Below are 20,788 nucleotides of genomic sequence, written 5' to 3'. Positions count from 1 at the left end.
CCGACGCTGTCAGGCACCCTGCATTTGCGGGCCAGCGGCCGGCACTACCCTCGCCCTCCTGCGGACAGCACCGCCTTGCGTGATCCCATCTTCAGGCGGATAGGCGATAATCGCGCCATGAACGTTCATGTCTCCCCCGATTCGCTGGTGATCGCCGGCAAGACCTATGGCTCGCGGCTGCTGACCGGCACCGGCAAGTTCAAGGATCTGGAAGAAACCCGCCTGGCCACCGAGGCCGCGGGCGCCCAGATCGTCACCGTGGCGATCCGCCGCACCAACATCGGGCAGAACCCGGGCGAGCCGAACCTGCTCGACGTGCTGCCGCCGGAGCGCTACACCATCCTGCCCAACACCGCCGGCTGCTACACCGCCGAAGACGCCGTGCGCACCTGCCGCCTGGCCCGTGAGCTGCTGGACGGCCATAACCTGACCAAGCTGGAAGTGCTGGGCGATCAGAAGTCGCTGTACCCGGACGTGGTGCAGACCCTCAAGGCTGCCGAGCAGCTGGTCAAGGACGGCTTCGAGGTGATGGTCTACACCTCTGACGATCCGATCCTGGCCAAGCGCTTGGAAGAGATCGGCTGCGCTGCGGTGATGCCGCTGGCCGCGCCGATCGGTTCGGGCCTGGGCATCCAGAACAAGTACAACCTGCTGCAGATCATCGAAGACGCCAAGGTGCCGATCATCGTCGACGCCGGCGTCGGTACCGCGTCGGATGCCGCGATTGCGATGGAGCTGGGCTGCGACGGCGTGCTGATGAACACGGCCATTGCCGGTGCGCGCCACCCGGTGCTGATGGCCAGTGCCATGCGCAAGGCGGTCGAGGCCGGCCGCGAGGCCTTCCTGGCCGGGCGCATCCCGCGCAAGCGCTACGCCAGCGCCTCCTCCCCGGTGGATGGGCTGATCGGCTGATGACCAATCCTTTCGACAGCGCCGGTTCCAAGGCTCCGCCCAAGCCCTTCACCGTAAGCGAGGGCCGCCGCGAGGTGCGCAGCTTCGTGTTGCGCCAAGGCCGCTTCACCCCCGCCCAGCAGCGCGCGTTCGATGAACGCTGGCCGCGCTTCGGCCTCGACTACACCGGCCAACCGCGTGACCTGGACGCCACCTTCGGCCGCCCGGCACACAAGGTGCTGGAAATCGGCTTCGGCAACGGTGCCGCGCTGCGCTTCGCCGCCCAGCACGACCCGTCGCGCGATTACATCGGCATCGAAGTGCACGCCCCGGGTGTGGGCAGGTTGCTGAACGCGCTGGCCGACGACAACGCCGACCACGTGCGCCTGTACCACCACGACGCGGTTGAAGTGCTGCAGAACGAGATCGCCGATGGCGCGCTCGATGAAGTGCGCATCTACTTCCCGGACCCGTGGCACAAGAAGCGCCACAACAAGCGCCGCCTGCTGCAGCCGGCGTTCGCCGAACTGCTGGTGCGCAAGCTGCGCCCGGGCGGTCGCCTGCACTGTGCCACCGACTGGGAGGACTACGCCGAGCAGATGTGGGACGTGCTCGATGCCACCGCCGGCCTGGTCAACCGTGCCGGCCCGCGTGGCAGCGTGCCGCGCCCGGACTGGCGCCCGCAGACCCACTTCGAGACCCGCGGCCAGAAACTCGGCCATGGCGTCTGGGACCTGCTGTACGACCGCACCTGACGATCGCCTGAGGACGCCGCGCCCCACATGGATACCGCGCTGACGCTGACCAACGACATGAAGCTCGTGCTCGGGCTGGTCGGCTTCACGATGGCGATGTTCCTGTTCGAGCGCATCCGCGCCGACGTGGTCGCGCTGGTGGTGCTGGTGGTGCTCGGTGTCACCGGGCTGATCGCGCCGGAGGAAATCTTCGGCGGCTTCTCCGGTAACGCGGTGATGAGCATCATCGCCACCACCATCCTCGGTGCAGGCCTGGACCGCACCGGGGCGCTGAACCGGCTGGCCGCGTGGCTGCTGCGACGCGGTCATGGCGTCGAGCAGCGGCTGCTGATGATGACCACGGCCATTGCCGGCCTGAACTCGTCCTTCATGCAGAACCCGTCGGTGATGGCGCTGTACCTGCCGGTGGCTTCGCGACTGGCAGCGCGCACCGGCCTGACCCTGCAGCGCCTGCTGCTGCCGATTTCGGCGGCGATCGTGATGGGCGGTGCGCTGACCATGGTCGGCAATTCACCGCTGATCCTGCTGAACGATCTGCTGGCCTCGGCCAACAACAACCTGCCCTCGGGCCTGGCTACCATCGAGCCGCTGCGCATGTTCGCGCCGCTGCCGATCGGCGTGGCGCTGCTGATCGCCTCGCTGCTGTACTTCCGCTACTACGGCGACCGCAAGCTGATCGAGGAAGAGAACCTGGCCAACGACGGGGTCACCCCGGCGCGCACCGAAAGCTACTTCGCCAAGACCTATGGCATCGAAGGCGATGTGTTCGAGCTGGTGGTCAGTGCCGAAAGCCCGCTGGTCGGCATGACCCTGGGCGAGGCCGAGAACCTGCACGATGCCCCGCTGCTGCTGGCCCTGAAGACCGGCAATGACACGCGCCTGGCGCCGCCGGCGGAGATGCGCATCTGGGTGGGCAGCGTGCTCGGCGCAATGGGTCCGCGCGAGCAGATCAACGACTTCGCGCAGAACCAGTTCCTGCGCATGTCTTCGCGCCTGAAGCACCTGGGTGACCTGTTCAACCCGAGCCGCGCCGGTATTTCCGAGGCGGTGGTACCGCCGACCTCGAACGTGATCGGCAAGAGCGCGGCCGACCTGCGCCTGCGCAAGGAGCGCGGCATCAGCCTGCTGGCGATCAACCGCGACAAGCAGGTGATCCGCGAGGACGCGCGCGACGTGCAGTTGCGTGCAGGCGACATGCTGGTCTTCCACAGCATCTGGACCGACCTGGCACAGGCGGCCAAGAGCCGCGACTTCGTGGTGGTGACCGACTACCCGACCGGCGAACAACGCCCGCACAAATTCAAGATCGCCATGGCGATCTTCGCGTTGACCATCCTGATCGCGCTGACCAGCAAGCTGCCGGTGGCGCTGACGCTGATGACCGGCGTGGCCGGCATGCTGCTGACCGGCGTGCTGCGCATGGACGAGGCCTATGCCTCGATCAACTGGAAAACGGTGTTCATGATGGCCGGGCTGATTCCGCTCGGCTGGGCGATGGACTCCAGTGGTGCGGCGGCATGGGTGGCCGGCCACACCATCGACAAGCTGCCCACCGGCATCCCGGTGTGGGTGCTGGAGGTGGCGCTGGCGCTGCTGACCACGGCGTTCTCGCTGGTGATCAGCCACGTGGGCGCGACCATCGTGATGGTGCCGATCGCGGTGAACCTGGCACTGGCGGCGGGCGGCAACCCGACCGCGTTCGCGCTGATTGTGGCGCTGTCGGCGTCCAACAATCTGATGACGGCCTCCAACCCGGTGATCTCGATGATCACCGGCCCGGCCAACTACACCCCGCGCGAGATGTGGCGGGTCGGCGGCCCGCTGTCGCTGATCTACACCTGCGTGGTGGTGTTGATGATCAACCTGATGTTCTGAGGGTTGGGGTTTGTTGGCAGGGCTGGGCCCTGCACCCCGGTAGTGCCGGCCGCTGGCCGGCAACATCAACGGCAAAAGCGTGCATTCCGTGGGATGGCGGGGTGGGTCCGGTTGCGGGGGACGCCGTAAACCCGTCCGTGGGGGCTTGGCCGCGGCATCCATGCCGCGGACACCCCCGCAACCGGACCCACCCCGCCTTCGACAGTTTCACGAGGCTGGTGGTGGGTGCCGACCGTTGGTCGGCACCGATCTCGCTCTGGTAGCTGTCGACTTGGTCGACACCGTAGATCCACGCCATGCGTGGATGAATCTCTGGATACCCATTGATGTGGATACCCATTGAGCCTGTGGGTGCGAACCTTGGTTCGCACACCGGTTGCCTCAAGCCAGGTAAACCTGCCCGTCGCGCACGTCCACCGGCACCGCGCGCAGGCGGTCGCCCTTGCAGGGGCCGGCGACGCAGTCGCCGCTGTCCAGCGCGAACGAGGCGCCATGCGCGGCGCAGACCAGGTGGCCTTCACGGCTCTTCAGGAACTGGCCCGGGGCCCAGTCCAGGCGGCGGCCGGCGTGCGGGCAGATGTTCAGGAACGCACGCACCTGCGCACCGTCGCGGTACAGCACCAGCGATTCGGCATCGCCATCAACCACCGCTTCGACCTCGGCAAACGCGCCATCGGCAATGGCATCAAGGGCGATCAGGGCGGCAGGGGCAGTCATGGCGAAGGCTCGGACAGTAAACCCGCATTGTCGCACGCCCACTCAGGTGACTGGCTGCGACATGAACACAAGTCATTGATCCGTAATAAGCACAGGCTATATTTAACGAGTTTTTCACTCAATGACAGTGGCGCGTCCCGATACTCTGGTTTCGCTGATCCCAGCCTATCGAGCCGCCATGTTCAATCGCGCATCCGCCTTCAACCAGTTCCGCACCCTGTTCGCGCCGCGCAAGCCGCGCCATCCGCTGGTGCGCGTTGCCGTGGGCCTGCTTGGCCTGGCGATCCTGGCCGCGATGGTGTTCATCGGCGTGTTCGTCGGTGCAGCGATGATCCTGGTCGGCCTGGCGTGGAAGCTGCTGGCCTCGCGCAAGCCGGGCGTTGCCCGTCCGGTCGATCCGACCGTGGTCGAAGGCGAGTACCGTGTAGTGCGCAAGCCGGTGCTGCCGGCCTCGCGCTGATCCAGGTCTTCCGCGCCCGCTGACGGCGGGCGCCATGCGTTCTAGACTGCGGGCACGCCCTTCCTGGATGCCCGAATGTCCGATGTCTCCGATGTGATCCCTGCCGTAGCCCTGCCGCGTGTCCCGGTAGTGGGCGGTGGCAGTTTCCCCGTGCACCGCATCTACTGCGTCGGCCGCAACTTCGCCGACCACGCCCGCGAAATGGGCGCGGCGGTGCCGGCGGCCGATGACCGTGGCCGCCCGATGTTCTTCAGCAAGCCGGCCGATGCGATCGTGATCGGCCATGACGACGTCATCCCCTACCCGCCGGCGACCGCCAACCTGCACCACGAAGTGGAGCTGGTGGTGGCGATCGGCCGTGATGCGCCCGCAGGCGAACTGGCCGTGGCCGATGCCGAAGCACTGGTCTACGGCTACGCCGTCGGCCTGGACCTGACCCGCCGCGACCTGCAGGCTGCGGCCAAGGACAAGGGCCACCCGTGGGATGCGGCCAAGGGCTTCGATGCTTCCGCGCCGATAAGCGAAATCGTCCACGCCGAAGAGGTCGGCGATCTGGCCGCGCTCAACCTGTCGCTGGAGGTCAACGGCGAGGTGCGCCAGCAGGCGCTGCTGGACCAGATGATCTGGAACGTGCCGGAGATCCTGCACGAGCTGTCCAAGCTGTGGCAGCTGCGTGCCGGCGACCTGGTGTTCATGGGCACCCCGTCAGGCGTGGCTGCACTGAAGCCCGGCGACCGCTTCAGCGCGCGCCTGGAAAATGTGGCCGAGCGCCACGGCGTGATCGCCGGCTGACATCAGCTGCGCTACCCTGCGCGCTGTCCACTTCCCCACCGGAGAAAAACAACAATGGGAATGCTCACCGAGTTCAAGGAATTCGCGATGCGCGGCAACGTCATCGACCTCGCCGTCGGCGTGGTGATCGGCGCGGCCTTCGGCAAGATCGTGACGGCGCTGGTCGAGAAGATCATCATGCCGCCGCTGGGCCTGCTGATCGGCAAGGTGGATTTCTCGCAGCTGGCGTGGACGCTGTCACCGGCCCGCATCGGGCCGGACGGCAAGGAGATTCCGGCCGTGGTGATCGGCTATGGTGACTTCATCAATACGCTGATCCAGTTCGTGATCGTGGCCTTCGCCATCTTCATCGTGGTCAAGGCGATCAACCGCCTGTCGCGCAAGCAGGAGGCTGCACCGGCCGCACCGGCCGAGGAAGTGGTGCTGCTGCGCGAGATCCGCGACAGCCTGAAGAAATAAGGCGGCAGAACGGTAGTGCCGGCCGCTGGCCGGCAATATCGGAACATGCGGAAGCCGGCCAGCGGCCGGCACTACCGCGACTGCGCGAAAGCCCCGCTCCGGCGGGGCTTTCGCTTTGCCGGACATGGCGGAAAACAGCGTTCGCGCCAGCCATGACCTCCCGCCCATGCGCCGGGCTGAACGACTGTTAAGCTCCAAGGCTTGGTCCCTTCCCGGAGCTGTCCATGCGTCGCCGCGTCCTTGCCATCGCATCCTCCCTCGCCCTGCTGGCCGCCCCGGCCTTCGCGGCGCCGCATACCACCACCCTGCCCCCGGCGTCGCTGGCGACCGCCGCACAGCTGCGTGACCAGGCGCTGGCCGATGACACCGGCTGGAAGGTGGTCGAATCGCTCACCACCGAAATCGGCCCGCGCATCGCCGGCAGCGAGGCCGACGCCCGCGCCGTGGCCTGGGCCGAAGCCAAGTTCAAGGCACTGGGCTTCGACAAGGTGTGGAAGGAACCGGTGACCTTCCCGAAATGGGAGCGGCGCAGTGAACACGCTGCCGTGACCGGCAGGAACCCGCAGCCGCTGCAGATCACTGCGCTGGGCGGCAGCCCGGGCGGCACGGTGGAAGCGGAGGTGGTGCGCTTCGCCGATCTGGCCGCCCTGCAGGCGGCACCGGCCGGTTCGCTGAAGGGCAAGATCGCCTTCGTCGATTACCAGATGCTGCCGTTCCGCGATGGCCGCGACTACGGCCGCGGCGGTGCAATCCGCAGCAAGGGACCGTCAGAAGCGATCCGCAAGGGCGCGGTGGGCTTCCTGATGCGCTCGGCCGGTACCGACTCCCACCGCGTGCCGCACACCGGCATCACCCGTTTCGATGATGGCCTGACCCCGGTGCCGTCGGCGGCACTGTCGGTGCCCGATGCCGACCAGCTGGCGCGCCTGCTGGCCCGTGGCAGCACCACGGTGAAGGTGGCACTGGATTGCGGCTGGGACGGCACCGCCACCTCGTACAACGTGATCGGCGAGATCACCGGCCGCAGCCTGCCGAAGGAAGTGGTGGTGATCGGCGGCCATCTGGATTCGTGGGACCTGGGCACCGGCGCGGTCGATGACGGCGCGGGCGTGGGCATCACCATGGCCGCCGGCCACCTGATCGGCCAGCTCAAGCAGGCACCGAAGCGCACCATCCGCGTGATCGCCTTCGCCAACGAGGAACAGGGCCTCTACGGCGGCAAGGCCTATGCCGAGGCACACGCCAAGGACGTGGCCCTGCACCAGCTGGCCGCCGAGAGCGACTTCGGCGCAGGCCGCATCTACGCCTTCAATACCGGTTCACCGAATCCGGAAGGCTCACGTGAAGCGACGAAGCAGATTGCCGAAGTGATGAAGCCGCTGGGCATCGAGTACCAGGCCGACAAGGGTGGCCCGGGCCCGGACGTCGGCCCGCTGGCCGCCAAGGGCGGTGCGTGGGCGTGGCTGGCGCAGGACGGCTCGGACTACTTCCACCTGCACCACACCGCCGACGACACGCTGGACAAGATCGACCCGAAGGCACTGGCACAGAACGTGGCCGCGTATACGGTGTTCGCGTACCTGGCGGCGGAAGCCGATGGCAGTTTCGGCAGCGAAGCCAAGGCGACCACGCCACCGAACGAGTGATGCGGTAGTGCCGGGCCATGCCCGGCGAGCGCAGCGGCAGGAGCGGTGCGAACCAAGGTTCGCACCCACCAAGGCGGGTCCTGAATCAGGAACCCGGCAGGGTCAGAGCCCTCGCCTTCGGCGAGGAATCCGACCCCGATCATGCGACCCCGGATACGGGATCACCCGCGGCGACTTGCCCACTGCGCCAGCAGCACGGCCGTGGCCGAGGCCACGTTCAGGCTCTCCACCGCGCCGCTGCCGGGAATCGAGACCCGCATGTCGCATTCGCTGGCCAGGCCGCGGTCCATGCCCTCGCCTTCAGCGCCCATCACGTACACAAGGCGCGACGGCAGCGACGCGCGGAACACGTCATCACCGCCCTCGACCAGGGTTGCGGCCAGGCCGAAACCGGCACTGCGCAGCTGCGCCATCGCCTCTGCAGTCTCCGGCAGCTGCACCAGCGGCACCGACTCCGCCCCGCCTTCGGCCACGCGTGCGGCAGCACCGGACAGCGCCAGCGTGCTGCCGGCCGGCAGCAGCAGCGCCTTGACGCCGAAATGCGCGGCCGAGCGCAGGATCGCGCCGAAGTTGTGCGGGTTGCCGACACCATCCAGCCACAACGCCAGCACCGGGCCCTGCTCCAGATCGGCCAGCCACTGCGCCAGCGGCACGACCGGCGCACGCAGCACGTCGGCCACCAGGCCCTCGTGATGGGTCGTGGCAGCCAGCTTGTTGAGATCGCCTTCCTCCACCACGCGATAGCCCACGCGGTTGGCCACGCACCACTTCAGCACCGGCTGCATGCGCGGAATCAGCGCGTCCACCAGGTACAGCTTGCGCAGCGCCTGCGGGCGCTTGGCGAACAGCGCCTGTACGGCGTTCCAGCCATACAGGCGCAGTTCGTCGTTGCCGCGCCCCGGCGGCGGCGGGGTGCCGCCCTCACGCGGTGGCAGCGGGGTGGCCCGCGGCGGTCGCGACGACGGGCGGCGGGCATTCTTCCAGGGATCATTCACTACGGGACAACTCCAGCTTGCGTTGACGCCAGAAATCGGCGTTCTTGATGCCCAGGGCATCGGGGTCGAAGATTGGATCGAGGCCGAGCTTCTTCTGTCGTTCGTAATCACGCAGGGCGAGCATGGCCGGCTTCTGGATGATGAGGATGGCAATGATGTTCAGCCAGGCCATCAGGCCGACGCCGATGTCACCCAGCGCCCAGGCCAGGGTCGCATTATGGAACGCGCCGAACACCACCATGCCGATGATGCCCAGGCGCAGCACCAGCACGGTCAGCGGGCGCTTCCTGTTGTGGTTCACATAGCTGAGGTTGGTCTCGGCCATGTAGTAGTACGCCATGATGGTGGTGAAGGCGAAGAAGAAGATGGCGATGGACACGAACGCCGAACCCCAGCCCGGCAGCACGGCTTCCACACCGGCCTGGGCATAGCCCGCGCCTTCGGGAATGCCGGCCAGACCCTGGAAGATCGGCGGGGCGCCGGCACCTGCCGGCGAGTACACGTTGTAGGTGCCGCTGGCCAGGATCAGGAAGGCGGTGGCGGTGCACACCATCATGGTGTCGAAGTAGATGGCGAAGGCCTGCACGTAGCCCTGCTTGGCCGGGTGCGAGACTTCCGAGGCGGCCGCTGCATGCGGGCCCGAACCCTGGCCGGCTTCGTTGGCGTAGATGCCGCGCTTGATGCCCCACTCCACTGCCAGGCCCATCATCGCGCCGAACGCGGCGTGGGTGCCGAAGGCGCTGCTGAAGATGATGTTGAACATCTCCGGCACGCGGTCGTAGTTGATGATCATGATGACGATGGCCATCAGGATGAAGCCGGCGGCCATGAACGGCACCACCACTTCGGCGAAGTTGGCGATGCGCTTGACGCCACCGAAGATCACCACGCCCAGCAGCAGCGCGACCACGATGCCGATGCCCAGCTTCAGCGCCTGCACCGACTCCATGCCGAAGGCCTGGCCATCGAGCGGACCGCACAGGGCAGTACCGCGGCAGGCGTTGATGATGCTGTCGGCGATCGCGTTGGCCTGCACGCCCGGCATCAGGAAGCCGGCGGCGATGATCGTGGCGATGGCGAAGGCCAGCGCGTACCACTTCAGGCCCATGGCCTTTTCGATGTAGTAGGCCGGGCCACCGCGGTAGCGGCCTTCAGCGTCCTTGGTCTTGTAGATCTGCGCCAGGGTGCATTCCACGTACGAGGTGGACGCGCCGAGGAAGCCCATCACCCACATCCAGAAGATCGCACCGGGGCCGCCGAAGGCGATGGCGGTGGCCACGCCGGCGATGTTGCCGATACCCATGCGGCCGGCCATCGACATGGCCAGGGCCTGGAACGAGGACACGCCGGCGTCGGATTTCTCACCCTTGACGGTGAGGCGGCACATCTCGAGGAAGCCGCGGATCTGCATGAAGCGCGTGCGCAGGCTGAAGAACAGGCCGGCGCCCAGGCACACGAAGATCAGTGCCTTGCTCCAGATGATGCTGTTGATGAAATGTACGGTTGCTTCCACGCGCGCTCTCTCCAGTCGGCGGGTTGTAAGGACGTCCCGTCGGCTGGAAGGGACCGGTCGATTCTCCCTGATCGAAGGCCGCTGCGGTAGCGCCAAGAGGATGGGGTCGGATCCCTTGCGCGCCGCGCAAGGGCTCCGACCCCAGTTCGCCCGTGTGGCAGGTTGGGGTCAGGGCAGCCGGGTGCGTACCCGGGCGAAGCGGCGCAGGTCGTGCAGGACGCCGCGCTTGTAGACCGCACAGCGCTCCACGCCCTCTTCCTGGAAGCCGTTCTTCTCCAGTACACGGGCCGAGCCGAGGTTGAAGTCGACCACGCTAGCCTGCAGCCTGAACAGGCGCAGTTCGTCCATCACCCACGGTGCGAACAGGCCAACCACGCGGGTCATCACGCCCTGGCCCCAGTAGGCCTGGCCGAGCCAGTAACCCAGTTCGGCGGTATGCCCACGCTCGGCCACGCCCTGCTGGGCACCGACGCTGCCGCAGGCCTGGCCGTCGATCTCGATGGCCAGGTTCAGCGTGCCAGGGGCCAGCACGCGGCCCGCCAGGAAGGCCTCGCCATCCTCGCGCGTGTACGGGTACGGAAAGCGATCACGCAGGCCCCGCGATACCTCGGCGTCGTTGGCATGGCGCAGCAGGGATTCCAGGTCTTCCGGGCGCCAGGGGCGCAGGCGGAAACCTTCTCCCTGTAGTGGCGGGGTCAGAGCCCTTTCCGTTCCGGAAAGGGATCCGACCCCTGGTCCGACCCCGCCGGCAGGCCGGTCAGGCATGCCCGCCCACCGAGGGCGATTCGGCTTCCTGCTTCTCCAGCTCGCGCTTCACCGCTTCCGGCGAGCGGGTGTACGGGGCCAGCCGCGCGTAGAACGCCGGCACCACGAACAGCGACAGGAAGGTCGAGAGGGTTACGCCGAAGATGATCACGATGCCGATCGTGCCACGGCTGGCCGAGCCGGGGCCACCGGCCACCACCAGTGGAATCGCGCCGACCACGGTGGCGATCGAGGTCATCAGGATCGGGCGCAGGCGCACCATCGCCGATTCGATGATCGCCTCGCGCACGGTTCTTCCGTCGTCGCGCAGCTGGTTGGCGAATTCGACGATGAGGATGCCGTTCTTCGCTGCCAGGCCGACCAGCATGACGATGCCGATCTGGCTGAACAGGTTCACCGTGCCGCCGCTCACCCACAACCCGACCAAGGCACCGAGCACGCCCAGCGGCACGGTCAGCATGATGGTGAGCGGGTGGATGAAGCTCTCGAACTGCGCGGCCAGCACCAGGTAAACCACCAGCAGGGCCATCGCGAAGGTCAGCAGCACCGCGCCACCCGCACTCTGGTACTCGCGCGATTCGCCCTTCCAGTTCACCTGCGCGTACTGCGGCAGTTCCTCGCGGGCCACGTTCTGCGCCCAGGCGATGGCCTCACCCAGCGGATAGCCCGGTGCCAGGCCGGCGGTGATGGTGATCGAGCGCAGGCGGTTGAAGCGGTTCAGCGTGCCCGCCTCGGCCACTTCGCTGAGCGTGACCAGGTTGGACAGCGGCACCAGTTCGCCGGAGGTGGCACGCACACGGATCGCAGCCAGGTCGGCCGGGCTGGCACGGCCATCGCGACCGGCCTGCACCAGCACGTCGTACTCTTCGCCGTTGTCGACGAAGGTGGTAACGCGACGCGAACCCATCATGGTTTCCAGCGCCGAACCGATCGCGGTGACCGGCACGCCGAGATCCGCCGCACGCTGGCGGTCGATGTTCACCCGCATCTGCGGCCGGGTTTCCTTGTAGTCCGAATCCGGGCCGACCAGGCCCGGATTGTCGGCCATGCGCAGCAGGATGCGGTCACGCCACTGCGCGATCTCGGCGTATTCCGGGCCGCCCAGCACGATCTGGAATGGCTGGCCACCACTGCGCACCAGCCCGCCGCCCACCTGCGTACGCACGCGCACGCCGCGGATGGTGTCCAGTTCCTTCTGCAGTGCGTTGGCCACGTCCGGCGTGGCCTCGCTGCGCTGGCGCCACGGCTGCAGGAAGATGCTGACGCGGCCGGTGTGCATTTCCTCGCTGGCACCGAAGCCGCCGGGCACGCGGGGGTTGGCACGCACGATCGGCTTGTCCGGGCCGACGTGAGGGGCCAGCAGCGCTTCCACCTGCTGTACCTGCTGCACGGTGTAGTCGTAGCCGGCGCCTTCCGGGCCGTCGATCATGATCTGGAACGAACCGCGGTCTTCGGCCGGCGCCAGCTCCGACGGCAGCAGTTTCAGCAGGCCCCAGCTGGCGGCCAGCGCGGCCACCATCACCAGCAGGTAGATCCAGGTGCGGTCCACGTGATGGTCGAGCACGCGACCATAGCCGGAGGCCAGGCGCTCCAGGTTGCGGTTGACGAAGCCATGCAGGCCGCGCGGTGCCTGCCCGGTGTGCGGCTTGAGCAGTTTGGAGGCCATCATCGGCGTCAGCGTCAGCGCCACGAACGCGGACAACGCAACCGCTGCCGCCAGCGCCACCGCCAGTTCGCGGAACAGGCGGCCGGTATTGCCTTCCAGGAAACCGACCGGCAGGAACACCGCCACCAGCACGGCGGTGGTGGCGATCACCGCGAAGGCGACCTGCGTGGTACCGCGCTTGGAGGCCACCAGCGGGGGCTCGCCCAGGTCGATGCGGCGCTGCACGTTTTCCACCACCACGATCGCATCGTCCACCACCAGGCCGATGCACAGCACCAGGGCCAGCAGGGTCAGCAGGTTGATCGAGAAATCGAACGCATACAGCGCGATGAACGCCGCGACCAGGCAGACCGGCACGGTCACGGCCGGAATCAGCGCAGCGCGGAAACTGCCAAGGAACAGCCAGATCACCGCCAGCACCAGGATCATCGCTTCCACCAGCGTGGCGTAGACGCGATCCACCGCCGCTTCGATGAAGGTGGTGTTGTCGAAGGCGACGAAGATCTGCGTGCCCTTGGGCAGGGTCAGCGCCACCCGCTCGGCTTCAGCGCGCGCGGTACGCGCCACGTCCAGCGAGTTGGCAGTGGAGGTCTTGACGATGCCCAGGCCGATGCCCGGCTCGCCGTTGCTGCGGTAGAACGCGCGACGCTCGGCCGAAGCCAGTTCGATCTTCGCCACGTCGCCCATGCGCACCACGTAACCGTCGCGGCCCTTGCCCAGCGGGATGGTCGCAAAGTCTTCCGGCTTGATGTAGTTGCGCTCCACGCGCAGGGTGAAGTCACGGTCGGTCGACTCGATGCGGCCGGCCGGCAATTCCACGTTCTCGTTGCGCAGTGCGGTTTCCACATCGCCAGTGGTCAGCCCGCGCGCGGCCAGCTGGTCACGGTCCAGCCAGATGCGCATCGCATAGCGCTGGCGGCCACCGATGCGGACCTGGGCCACGCCATCGAGGCTGGAGAAACGATCGACCACGTAGCGGTCGGCGTAGTCGCTCAGCTCCAGCGTGTCCATGGTCGAGGACACCATGTTGAACCAGATGATCGGGTCGGCATCGCTCTCGACCTTGGCGATCTCCGGCGGACGCGCTTCCTCCGGCATGCGGTCGGCGACGCGGCTGACCGCATCGCGCACGTCATTGGCCGCCGCTTCGATATCGCGGTTGGAGGTGAACTCGATGCTGACCTGCGAGCGGCCGTTGGTGCTGCGCGCATTGATCGTATCGATGCCTTCGATGCCGGCCAGCGCATCTTCCAGCACCTGGGTGATGCGGCTTTCGATGACCGCCGCCGAGGCGCCGGTGTAGTCCACCGACACCGACACGATCGGCGGATCGATGGCGGGCAGTTCGCGCAGGGTCAGGCGGGTGAAGGACATCACGCCCAGCACCAGCAGCAACAGGCTCATCACCACGGCGAACACCGGCCGCTGGATGGAGATGTCGGACAGCTTCATCCGCCGTGGCCCTCGGCCGCGACCGGCGCCGGTGCATCCGCCGGCTTGGCACCGCTGGCCGGCGCCGCATCCTTGGCCGCGACCTTCAGGCCCGGGCGCAGCTTGCCGGTGCCATCGACCACGATGCGCTGGCCGGCTTCCAGGCCCTGCTTGATCTCAACCACGCCGGCACGGCGCGCACCGGTCACCACGTCCACGCGCTCGACGCTGTCGTCGCTCTTGATGCGGTACACGAACGTGTCGCGGCCCACCTGCACCACGGCAATTTCCGGCACCACCAGCGCCGGGCGCTCGGGGCGGAACAGGCGCACGTCCAGCAGCATGCCCGGGCGCAGCGCGTGGTCGCTGTTGGCGAAATCGCCGCGCACGGTCACCGCACGGGTCGCCGGGTCGATGCGTGCGTCGATGGTGCTGACCACGCCCTCGAAGGTGCGGCCCGGCCACGCCACGCTGGTGGCGCTGACCTTGTCACCGACGCCCAGTGCGGCCAGTTCCACTTCCGGCACCTGGAAATCGATGTGCATGTGCTCGATGTCGTCGAGCGTAGCGATGACCGTGGTCGGGGTCACCAGCGAGCCTGGGCTGACCTGGCGGATGCCGAGCACGCCGGCGAACGGTGCGCGCACACGGCGATCACCGATGTCGGCCTGCATCTGCATCACGCGCGCCTCGGCGGCATCACGGATCGACTTCTGCGTATCCAGCGTGGCGCTGGACACCAGCCGCTGGGAGGCCAGCTCGCGCTGGCGCTTGTACAACTGGTCGGCCTCGTGGAAGGTGGCCTGCGCCTGCACCAGCGCCGCTTCCTGGGCCTGCCCGCGCAGCGTCACGATCGGTGCGCCGGCGGCGATGTGCTGGCCGCTTTCGAAATGCACCTTCTCGACGATTTCGCTGACCTTGGCGGTGACGCTGATCGACTCGCGCGCCTTGGCCGTGCCCAGCGCCTGCAGGGTGTCGTTCCACTGCATGGGCTGCACCACCTGCGCCGTGACCGGCACTGCTTCGCCCTGCCGACGCGCGGCGGCCTCCTGTTTGCCTGCGCACCCGGCCAACACGGCCAGGCTGAGGCCAAGGGCCAGGGTCGAAGCGATACGAGCCAACATGAATGGTCCTGATTGATCCACGGCCGCCGAGTGTAGGCAAGGCCCCGCAAAAGCGGTATGTGCCAAGCGTTTACCATCGTGGAACCGAAGCCGTGATAGCGCCTTGAACCCGTTCCGTGCAAGGCTGCCCTTGGCGGTGTCGGCGTGTGTCGGGTTGTATCCAGCCGTGCACCACGGGCGTTGCCATCGTAGAGTCGAAGCTGCCCGACAGAGGGCGTCGGGCGGGGACGGATCCTGGCGGGGATCCGGCCCCGGTTTTTTTTCACCCGGCGGATCAGTACCGGTAGTTCACCTTCATCCACAGGCTGCGCCCGGGCTCGTTGATGCGCACCGGGTCGGCCGGGAAGCCGAAGTCGGCACTGCCTGCCAGGTTCAGGTGCTCGCTGTAGGCGCGGTCGAACAGGTTGTCGACGCCCGCGCTGAGCTGCAGCTGCGAACTGAAACGGTACGCGGCGTTGAGCGCGAACGTGGCGAAACCTGCACTCGGCCCGAGGTCCTGTGCGACCACGTTGCCCTGGCCCTCGGCCACGCGGTGCTGGTGGGTCACCGCACGCAGCAGTGCCCCGGCACTCCAGCGCTGGCCTTCCCAGTTCGCGCTCAGGCGTGCTTCCAGTGGTGGCATCTGCGGCAGCGGACGCTGCTGGTCGCGGTTCTCGCCCCAGGCATAGGCCAGCGTGCCGCCCAGCTTCCACTGCCCGGCCAGGCTCACTTCCAGGCCCGCCTCGGCACCGGCGATGCGCGCGTCGACATTGCGGGCCTGGCTCATGCCCATCATGCCGCTGCCGTGGTACGTGAACAGGATGTAGTCCTGGATCTGCCCGGCGTACGCCGAAACCCACGTCTGCACGCGCGGTCCCTTGTACTGCAGGCCGACGTCGAGCTGGGTGGTGCGTTCGGGCTGCACGCCGGTGAACGCGTTCACTGCGCCGGCCGGGCCATGGTTGGGCGAGAACAGCTCCCAGTAGTCGGGCATGCGTTCACTGTGGCCGAGCCCGGCGTACCAGGTCAGGCCGTCGGCCAGGTCCTGCTCGTAACGCAGGAAACCACTGCCGAGCCATTCCTTGCGGCGCTGGCCCGCAGTCGGATTGGGCCTGTTCCCCATCATTCCGCGGATCGATTGCCGCTCATCGCGGACGCTGGCGCGGTCGATGCGCAGGCCACTGATCCACCGCTGATCGGTGCCGGCGCCGAGGGTCAACTCGGTGAACACGCCGTAGCGGCGGAACTTGGCATCGGTCTCCCAGGCGGCCTGGCGGTAGGTGTTGCGGCCCATGCCCATGCGGCCACGATGGCGGCTGTCTTCGCCGTCCACACCCGCCACCAGGTGCACGTCCTGCCAGTGCCACTCGGAACTGACCCGGCCGCCCTGGGTACGGCGGTCCACGTTCGACGCCATCGGCATCGGCATCATGCTGTTGGGATTCGGCGTGCGCAGCGTGTAGTTGTCCATCACATGGTCGGCTTCGTTGTAGTACACGTTGGCCTGCAACGTGTCCCACGCACCGGGCAGGTTTCGTTTTTCGAAGCGCGCGGCATAGCTGGTGCGTTCGAACGCGGCACCGTCCATGCCGCGCCCGGCGTAACGCGCGATGGCATCGCCGGCACCGGCGGAAATCTCCAGCAGCGTGTCGGCATCCGGCGTCCAGCCGATGGCCACGTCACCGTTCCACTTGCGCCACTTCGACGGCACCACGTCACCGTGGCCGTCCTTGTAGTCATCGGCCTCGGAGCGGTTGCCGCTGGCGCGTACATAGCCGGTTGGATTGCCCAGGGTCAGGTCCAGCACCTGGTCATTGCGGTTGCGCGAGCCGACCAGCGCACTGGCATCGGCACGCAGGCCGGGTTCATCGAAGCGCGGCGTGTCGCGCTCGAAGCGCACGGTACCGGCCGAGGCACCTGCGCCCCAGCGCACGCTCTGCGGGCCCTTGATGATGGTCAACCGGTCGAAGCTTTCCGGCGCGATGTAGGACAGCGGATTGTCCATGCGCGACGGGCAGGCACCGATCAGGTTGCCGTCGTTGCTGAGGATGTTCAGGCGCGAACCGAACATGCCGCGCAGCACCGGGTCGCCGTTGGTGCCGCCGTTGCGGATGGCAGAGAATCCGGGAACGGTTTTCAGGTAATCGGCACCATCACTGGCCGGCACCGGCTGCCGCGGCAGGCGTGGGTCGGTCACCCAGTGCAACGGCGAGGACGGTGCGGCGGCGGTGACCACCATCGTATCGAGGGTACGCGCCTCTTCGGCAGGCGCAGCGTAGGCCAGTGACGTGGTCACGGCCAGGCCAAGGGCAACCGGCAGGCGCGCGCAGGCGCCCGCGGGGCGGGAAGTCATTTTCATCGGAACAGCTCCAAGGTACGCACGCGCGCACGGCGCCCGGTCAGGCGTCGTGCGGCAGATTCACAGGGATATCAGCGGACGATGGAGACGCGCGGTGGCCCACGTGCGGCATGTGCGGGCCAGTGCGGTGCGGGCAGCACCTGTTGCGACCACGGGAACACCAGGCGCGGCCGCCACAGCAGCGGCAACAGCAGCACCAGCACCGCCAGCCATGGCAGCAGGCGCATGGCCAGTACACAGTATTCGCAGGCTTCGCCATGCATGGCGTGGGGATCGGCCGCGGGGCGGGGCGCTGCCGGCGCGGCGCCGTGCTGATCGTGCCCGGCCATGGCCATGTCGTGCATGTCGTGGCCCATGGCGGCGTGGTCCATGCCCGCCATTGCGGCGTGGTCCATCGGCGGCGCCTGCAGCGCACGGCTGACCAGCGGCGCAAGCACCATCAGCAGCGTCGCCAGGATGGCGAGCTGGAGCAGAAGACGCTGCGGGCGGGACAGGCGGGTCACCCCGCTAGTGTAGAGCCGGGTCCTGGGTTACCCGTGCGACGAACCGTCGCAGGAGGGGGTTTATCGGCAGGGCTGCGCCCTGCACCCGCTGCGAGCTGGAGCAACAGCAAGAGCCGAAGCAACATCAAAAGCTGGCTTCCTGTGAGTTAGGCGGGGTGGGTCCGGTTGCGGGGGGCGCTGCAAGTACGTCCATGTAAGCTCGGTCGCCGCATCCATGCGGCTCACGCCCCCGCAACCGGACCCACCCCGCCATCGACAGATCTCTGCGATCTGCAGTAGATCCACGCCATGCGTGGATGAATCTCCATCGGAATCGAATATTTCGAACTGGAATCGAAAAGCATCCACGCATGGCGTGGATCTATCGTGTCGACCAAGGTCGACACCTACCAACAGCCGCCGGAATCTGTCAGAGGTGGGGCGGTGTCGGAGTGCGGGGTGTCAGCCGCATGGATGCGGCTGCCAAGCTTACAGGGACGTACTTGCAGCGTCCCCGCACTCCGACACCGCCCCGCCAACCCACGGAATGCCGCTTCTGCTGTTGCTGTTGCCTTTGTCCGCAGCAGGTGCAGGGCTGCAAGCCCTGCTCGACCACCCCCTCACACCGTGATGGTCTGGGTCAGTGACTCCCACGTCGGGGGCACCGGCCACGCGGCGGCCTGGTTGCCATCCAGCACCCTGCGCAGATCGCGCGGATCAATCTGCGGTGCCAGCACGTGCACCAACTCCAGCGCGTAATCGCGCAGCACCCGGTCGCGCGGCAACACCGCCCAGGCAATGCACTCGCTGATCGGGTCCGGCGCCGGCCACGAGCGCAGGTCTTCGTCGTTGGAACTGACCGCCATCTCGGCCAGCAGGCCCACGCCCAGCCCGGTACGCACATAGGTCTTGATCAGGTCCGCATCGAGCGCGGTCAGCGCCAGGTCCGGCGCCAGGCCGTTTGCAGCGAAGGCGCGCTGCAACGAGGAATTCGGGCGGGTCGAGGATTCGTAGCTGATCAGCGGCTGCCGGGCCAACGCGGCCAGGTCCGGTGCGCGGCCGGCGCGGTCCAGCGGGTGCCCCTTGGGTACCACCACCAGGCGTCGCCAGCGGAACAGCGGCACCGCGATGCCATCGGTGGGCTCACTGCCGGCGGTGCTGATGATCGCGATATCCGCGTCACCTTGGTTCAAGCGGTCCAGTGCGTCGGTTTCACCGGCCTGCTGCAGGTGCACGCTCACCTGGGGATAGGCCTGCTTGATCGCTGCCACCGCCGGCGGCAGCACGAAGCGCGCCTGGGTGTGGGTGGTGGTCAGGATCAGCTGGCCCTGGCTCTCGCGGCGCTGGTTGGCCGCGTAGGTGCGGATGTTGTTGGCCTCGGCCAGCACCGCGCGGGCGCGGGCGATGACCTCGGTGCCGGCCGGGGTGACCGACTCCAGGCTGCGGCCCTTGCGCACGAACAACAGGAAGCCGAGCTCGTCTTCCAGCTGCTTGAGCTGCTTGGACAGGCCGGGCTGGGTGGCGTGCACGCGCGAGGCGGCCAGCGTGATGTTCAGCTCGGCGTCGGCGATGGCGACCAGGTAGCGCAGCTGGGTCAGCGTCATGGGAGGCGGGCGGCGTGGGGCGGAGGTCCACTCTAGGGTCAATTGCCGTCACCAGCTTATAACCAAAGGTTGTTTAAGAAAGGTATCTGGTCATTTCCGGGCGTCATATGCCGGCGCTACGGTCAGCCGGCAGCCGCTGGCCTGAACAGCCAGCCCTCCCCTTCTGCCCGCCGGCGTCCGGCGCGGCCCTGTTTCCGGAGCGCTTCCATGGCCCTGTACGACTCCATCCTCGATACCGTCGGCAACACCCCCATCGTCAAGCTGCAGCGCCTGGCGCCGCCGCAGGTCAGCGTCTACGCCAAGGTCGAGTCGTTCAACCCGGGCGGCTCGGTCAAGGACCGCCTGGCGCTGGCGATCATCCTCGACGCCGAAGCACGTGGCCTGCTCAAGCCGGGCGACACCATCGTCGAAGCCACTTCTGGCAACACCGGCGTGGCGCTGGCGATGGTCGCCGCCGCGCGCGGCTACAAGTTCGTGGCGACCATGGTCGAGACCTTCTCGGTGGAGCGCCGCAAGCTGATGCGCGCCTATGGCGCCAAGGTGATCCTGACCCCGGCCGCCGAACGCGGCAGCGGCATGGTGCGCAAGGCGCGCGAACTAGCCGAGCAGCACGGCTGGTTCCTGGCCAGCCAGTTCGCCAACCCGGCCAATCCGGCGTATCACCGCAACACCACCGCCGCCGAGATCCTGCGCGACTTCGCCGGCAAGCGGCTGGACTACTTCGTCAGCGGCTGGGGCACGGGCGGCACGCTCACCGGCGTGGGCGAAGTGCTGAAGGTCGCGCGTCCGCAGACCCGCATCATCGCCACCGAGCCAGCCGGCACCGCACTGCTGAAGGGCGATGACTGGAAGCCGCACAAGATCCAGGGCTGGACCCCGGACTTCGTGCCCGACGTGCTCAACCGTGATGTGGTGGATGAACTGCTGACGGTGGAAGATGACCGCGCGATCGCCACCGCGCGCCGACTGGCCGCCGAGGAAGGCATCTTCGTCGGCATCTCCGCCGGCGCTACCGTGGCCAGCGCACTGGACGTGGCCGCACGTGCCGAACCGGGTTCAGTGATCCTGGCGATGCTGCCGGACACCGGTGAACGCTACTTCTCCACACCGCTGTTTGCCGATGTGAACGAGGGTTCTGACGACGACTGGCTGGCCGGCCTGCCGTGACACCCGGGGGTCAGAGCCTCTTCCATCCGGAAAAGGATCCGACCCCATCCTGTTACATGCCCGGGGGCGGATCCCTTTTCCGCAGGGAAAGGGCTCCGACCCCCTTCT

The 20,788-nt window shown here is 67.6% G+C and carries 17 protein-coding genes; 8 read left to right on the top strand and 9 right to left on the bottom strand.

Translation table 11 applies throughout. The annotated features are described in order from the left end of the window. Positions 1–117: 117 nt before the first annotated feature. From AC5P5S_RS05340 to AC5P5S_RS05330, 3 genes are read left to right on the top strand one after another with little or no spacing between them, the layout of a single operon-like run. The gene (locus AC5P5S_RS05340) at positions 118–912 is read left to right on the top strand and encodes a thiazole synthase (protein WP_005410813.1); all 795 of its coding nucleotides are present in this window, start codon (positions 118–120) and stop codon (positions 910–912) included. Beyond that, positions 912–1,646, top strand: coding sequence for a tRNA (guanosine(46)-N7)-methyltransferase TrmB (gene trmB / locus AC5P5S_RS05335; protein ID WP_005410814.1), 735 nt, complete (start codon positions 912–914; stop codon positions 1,644–1,646). The genes AC5P5S_RS05340 and trmB overlap by 1 nt, the downstream gene beginning before the upstream one ends. A 27-nt stretch (positions 1,647–1,673) precedes the next feature. After that, complete coding sequence (locus AC5P5S_RS05330) at positions 1,674–3,521, top strand: SLC13 family permease (protein WP_005414317.1); 1,848 nt, start codon at positions 1,674–1,676, stop codon at positions 3,519–3,521. Between the two features lie 381 nt (positions 3,522–3,902). Here AC5P5S_RS05330 and AC5P5S_RS05325 read toward each other — a convergent pair whose 3' ends face one another. Beyond that, on the bottom strand, positions 3,903–4,238 hold the full coding sequence (locus AC5P5S_RS05325; RefSeq protein WP_062605770.1) for a Rieske (2Fe-2S) protein: 336 nt from the start codon (positions 4,236–4,238) through the stop codon (positions 3,903–3,905). A gap of 178 nt (positions 4,239–4,416) precedes the next feature. On the opposite strand from AC5P5S_RS05325, the gene AC5P5S_RS05320 reads away from it, so the two are divergent. From AC5P5S_RS05320 to AC5P5S_RS05305, 4 genes are all read left to right on the top strand, one after another. Then, positions 4,417–4,698 carry a hypothetical protein gene (locus AC5P5S_RS05320; RefSeq protein WP_005410817.1) on the top strand — a complete coding sequence of 94 codons (282 nt, stop codon included), beginning with the start codon at positions 4,417–4,419 and terminating at the stop codon, positions 4,696–4,698. Positions 4,699–4,773: 75 nt separating this feature from the next. Then, positions 4,774–5,490, top strand: coding sequence for a fumarylacetoacetate hydrolase family protein (locus tag AC5P5S_RS05315; protein ID WP_005410818.1), 717 nt, complete (start codon positions 4,774–4,776; stop codon positions 5,488–5,490). A 54-nt stretch (positions 5,491–5,544) separates the two neighbouring features. Further along, a complete protein-coding gene (gene mscL / locus AC5P5S_RS05310) occupies positions 5,545–5,949 on the top strand; it encodes a large-conductance mechanosensitive channel protein MscL (RefSeq protein ID WP_005410819.1) in 405 nt (134 codons plus the stop codon). Between the two features lie 224 nt (positions 5,950–6,173). Next, positions 6,174–7,595, top strand: a complete 1,422-nt coding sequence (locus AC5P5S_RS05305; protein WP_012481115.1) for a M28 family peptidase — start codon at positions 6,174–6,176, stop codon at positions 7,593–7,595. Between the two features lie 161 nt (positions 7,596–7,756). Here the strand turns inward: AC5P5S_RS05305 and AC5P5S_RS05300 are convergent, their stop codons facing one another. The 8 genes from AC5P5S_RS05300 to AC5P5S_RS05265 all read right to left on the bottom strand — a co-directional run bounded on the left by AC5P5S_RS05300 (position 7,757) and on the right by AC5P5S_RS05265 (position 19,513). Next, complete coding sequence (locus AC5P5S_RS05300; protein ID WP_062605768.1) at positions 7,757–8,590, bottom strand: TrmH family RNA methyltransferase; 834 nt, start codon at positions 8,588–8,590, stop codon at positions 7,757–7,759. Continuing rightward, positions 8,583–10,103, bottom strand: coding sequence for an alanine/glycine:cation symporter family protein (locus AC5P5S_RS05295; protein WP_005414320.1), 1,521 nt, complete (start codon positions 10,101–10,103; stop codon positions 8,583–8,585). The genes AC5P5S_RS05300 and AC5P5S_RS05295 overlap by 8 nt, the downstream gene beginning before the upstream one ends. Positions 10,104–10,271: 168 nt before the next feature. Next, positions 10,272–10,868 (bottom strand): GNAT family N-acetyltransferase, encoded by a 597-nt coding sequence (locus tag AC5P5S_RS05290; protein WP_062605766.1) that lies wholly within the window; start codon positions 10,866–10,868, stop codon positions 10,272–10,274. Further along, entirely contained in the window at positions 10,861–13,986 is a 3,126-nt protein-coding gene (locus AC5P5S_RS05285) for an efflux RND transporter permease subunit (protein ID WP_099474759.1), read from the bottom strand. Before AC5P5S_RS05285 ends, AC5P5S_RS05290 begins: the two co-directional genes overlap by 8 nt. After that, the gene (locus AC5P5S_RS05280) at positions 13,983–15,089 is read right to left on the bottom strand and encodes an efflux RND transporter periplasmic adaptor subunit (RefSeq protein WP_049448774.1); all 1,107 of its coding nucleotides are present in this window, start codon (positions 15,087–15,089) and stop codon (positions 13,983–13,985) included. Before AC5P5S_RS05280 ends, AC5P5S_RS05285 begins: the two co-directional genes overlap by 4 nt. Positions 15,090–15,363: 274 nt before the next feature. Beyond that, positions 15,364–17,427, bottom strand: coding sequence for a TonB-dependent copper receptor (locus tag AC5P5S_RS05275; protein WP_062605762.1), 2,064 nt, complete (start codon positions 17,425–17,427; stop codon positions 15,364–15,366). Positions 17,428–17,498: 71 nt separating this feature from the next. Beyond that, positions 17,499–17,930, bottom strand: a complete 432-nt coding sequence (locus AC5P5S_RS05270; RefSeq protein ID WP_062605760.1) for a DUF2946 domain-containing protein — start codon at positions 17,928–17,930, stop codon at positions 17,499–17,501. Between the two features lie 599 nt (positions 17,931–18,529). Further along, positions 18,530–19,513, bottom strand: coding sequence for a LysR family transcriptional regulator (locus AC5P5S_RS05265; protein ID WP_024958695.1), 984 nt, complete (start codon positions 19,511–19,513; stop codon positions 18,530–18,532). A gap of 207 nt (positions 19,514–19,720) precedes the next feature. On the opposite strand from AC5P5S_RS05265, the gene cysK reads away from it, so the two are divergent. Beyond that, a complete protein-coding gene (gene cysK, locus AC5P5S_RS05260; protein WP_062605758.1) occupies positions 19,721–20,680 on the top strand; it encodes a cysteine synthase A in 960 nt (319 codons plus the stop codon). Positions 20,681–20,788 lie beyond the last annotated feature (108 nt).

The sequence above is a fragment of the Stenotrophomonas sp. YJH_SMC_54 genome (genome assembly GCF_059368435.1).
This window is presented reverse-complemented; position numbering and strand designations above follow the sequence as displayed.

What these genes read in the sequence shown, in the direction of transcription:
- AC5P5S_RS05330 (WP_005414317.1), top strand. Translation starts at nt 1,674, where the DNA reads ATGGATACCGCGCTGACGCTGACCAACGACATGAAGCTCGTGCTCGGG.
- trmB (WP_005410814.1), top strand. Translation starts at nt 912, where the DNA reads ATGACCAATCCTTTCGACAGCGCCGGTTCCAAGGCTCCGCCCAAGCCC.
- AC5P5S_RS05285 (WP_099474759.1), bottom strand. Translation starts at nt 13,986, where the DNA reads ATGAAGCTGTCCGACATCTCCATCCAGCGGCCGGTGTTCGCCGTGGTG.
- AC5P5S_RS05280 (WP_049448774.1), bottom strand. Translation starts at nt 15,089, where the DNA reads ATGTTGGCTCGTATCGCTTCGACCCTGGCCCTTGGCCTCAGCCTGGCC.
- AC5P5S_RS05340 (WP_005410813.1), top strand. Translation starts at nt 118, where the DNA reads ATGAACGTTCATGTCTCCCCCGATTCGCTGGTGATCGCCGGCAAGACC.
- AC5P5S_RS05290 (WP_062605766.1), bottom strand. Translation starts at nt 10,868, where the DNA reads ATGCCTGACCGGCCTGCCGGCGGGGTCGGACCAGGGGTCGGATCCCTT.
- AC5P5S_RS05305 (WP_012481115.1), top strand. Translation starts at nt 6,174, where the DNA reads ATGCGTCGCCGCGTCCTTGCCATCGCATCCTCCCTCGCCCTGCTGGCC.
- AC5P5S_RS05315 (WP_005410818.1), top strand. Translation starts at nt 4,774, where the DNA reads ATGTCCGATGTCTCCGATGTGATCCCTGCCGTAGCCCTGCCGCGTGTC.
- AC5P5S_RS05325 (WP_062605770.1), bottom strand. Translation starts at nt 4,238, where the DNA reads ATGACTGCCCCTGCCGCCCTGATCGCCCTTGATGCCATTGCCGATGGC.
- cysK (WP_062605758.1), top strand. Translation starts at nt 19,721, where the DNA reads ATGGCCCTGTACGACTCCATCCTCGATACCGTCGGCAACACCCCCATC.
- AC5P5S_RS05265 (WP_024958695.1), bottom strand. Translation starts at nt 19,513, where the DNA reads ATGACGCTGACCCAGCTGCGCTACCTGGTCGCCATCGCCGACGCCGAG.
- AC5P5S_RS05320 (WP_005410817.1), top strand. Translation starts at nt 4,417, where the DNA reads ATGTTCAATCGCGCATCCGCCTTCAACCAGTTCCGCACCCTGTTCGCG.
- mscL (WP_005410819.1), top strand. Translation starts at nt 5,545, where the DNA reads ATGGGAATGCTCACCGAGTTCAAGGAATTCGCGATGCGCGGCAACGTC.
- AC5P5S_RS05275 (WP_062605762.1), bottom strand. Translation starts at nt 17,427, where the DNA reads ATGAAAATGACTTCCCGCCCCGCGGGCGCCTGCGCGCGCCTGCCGGTT.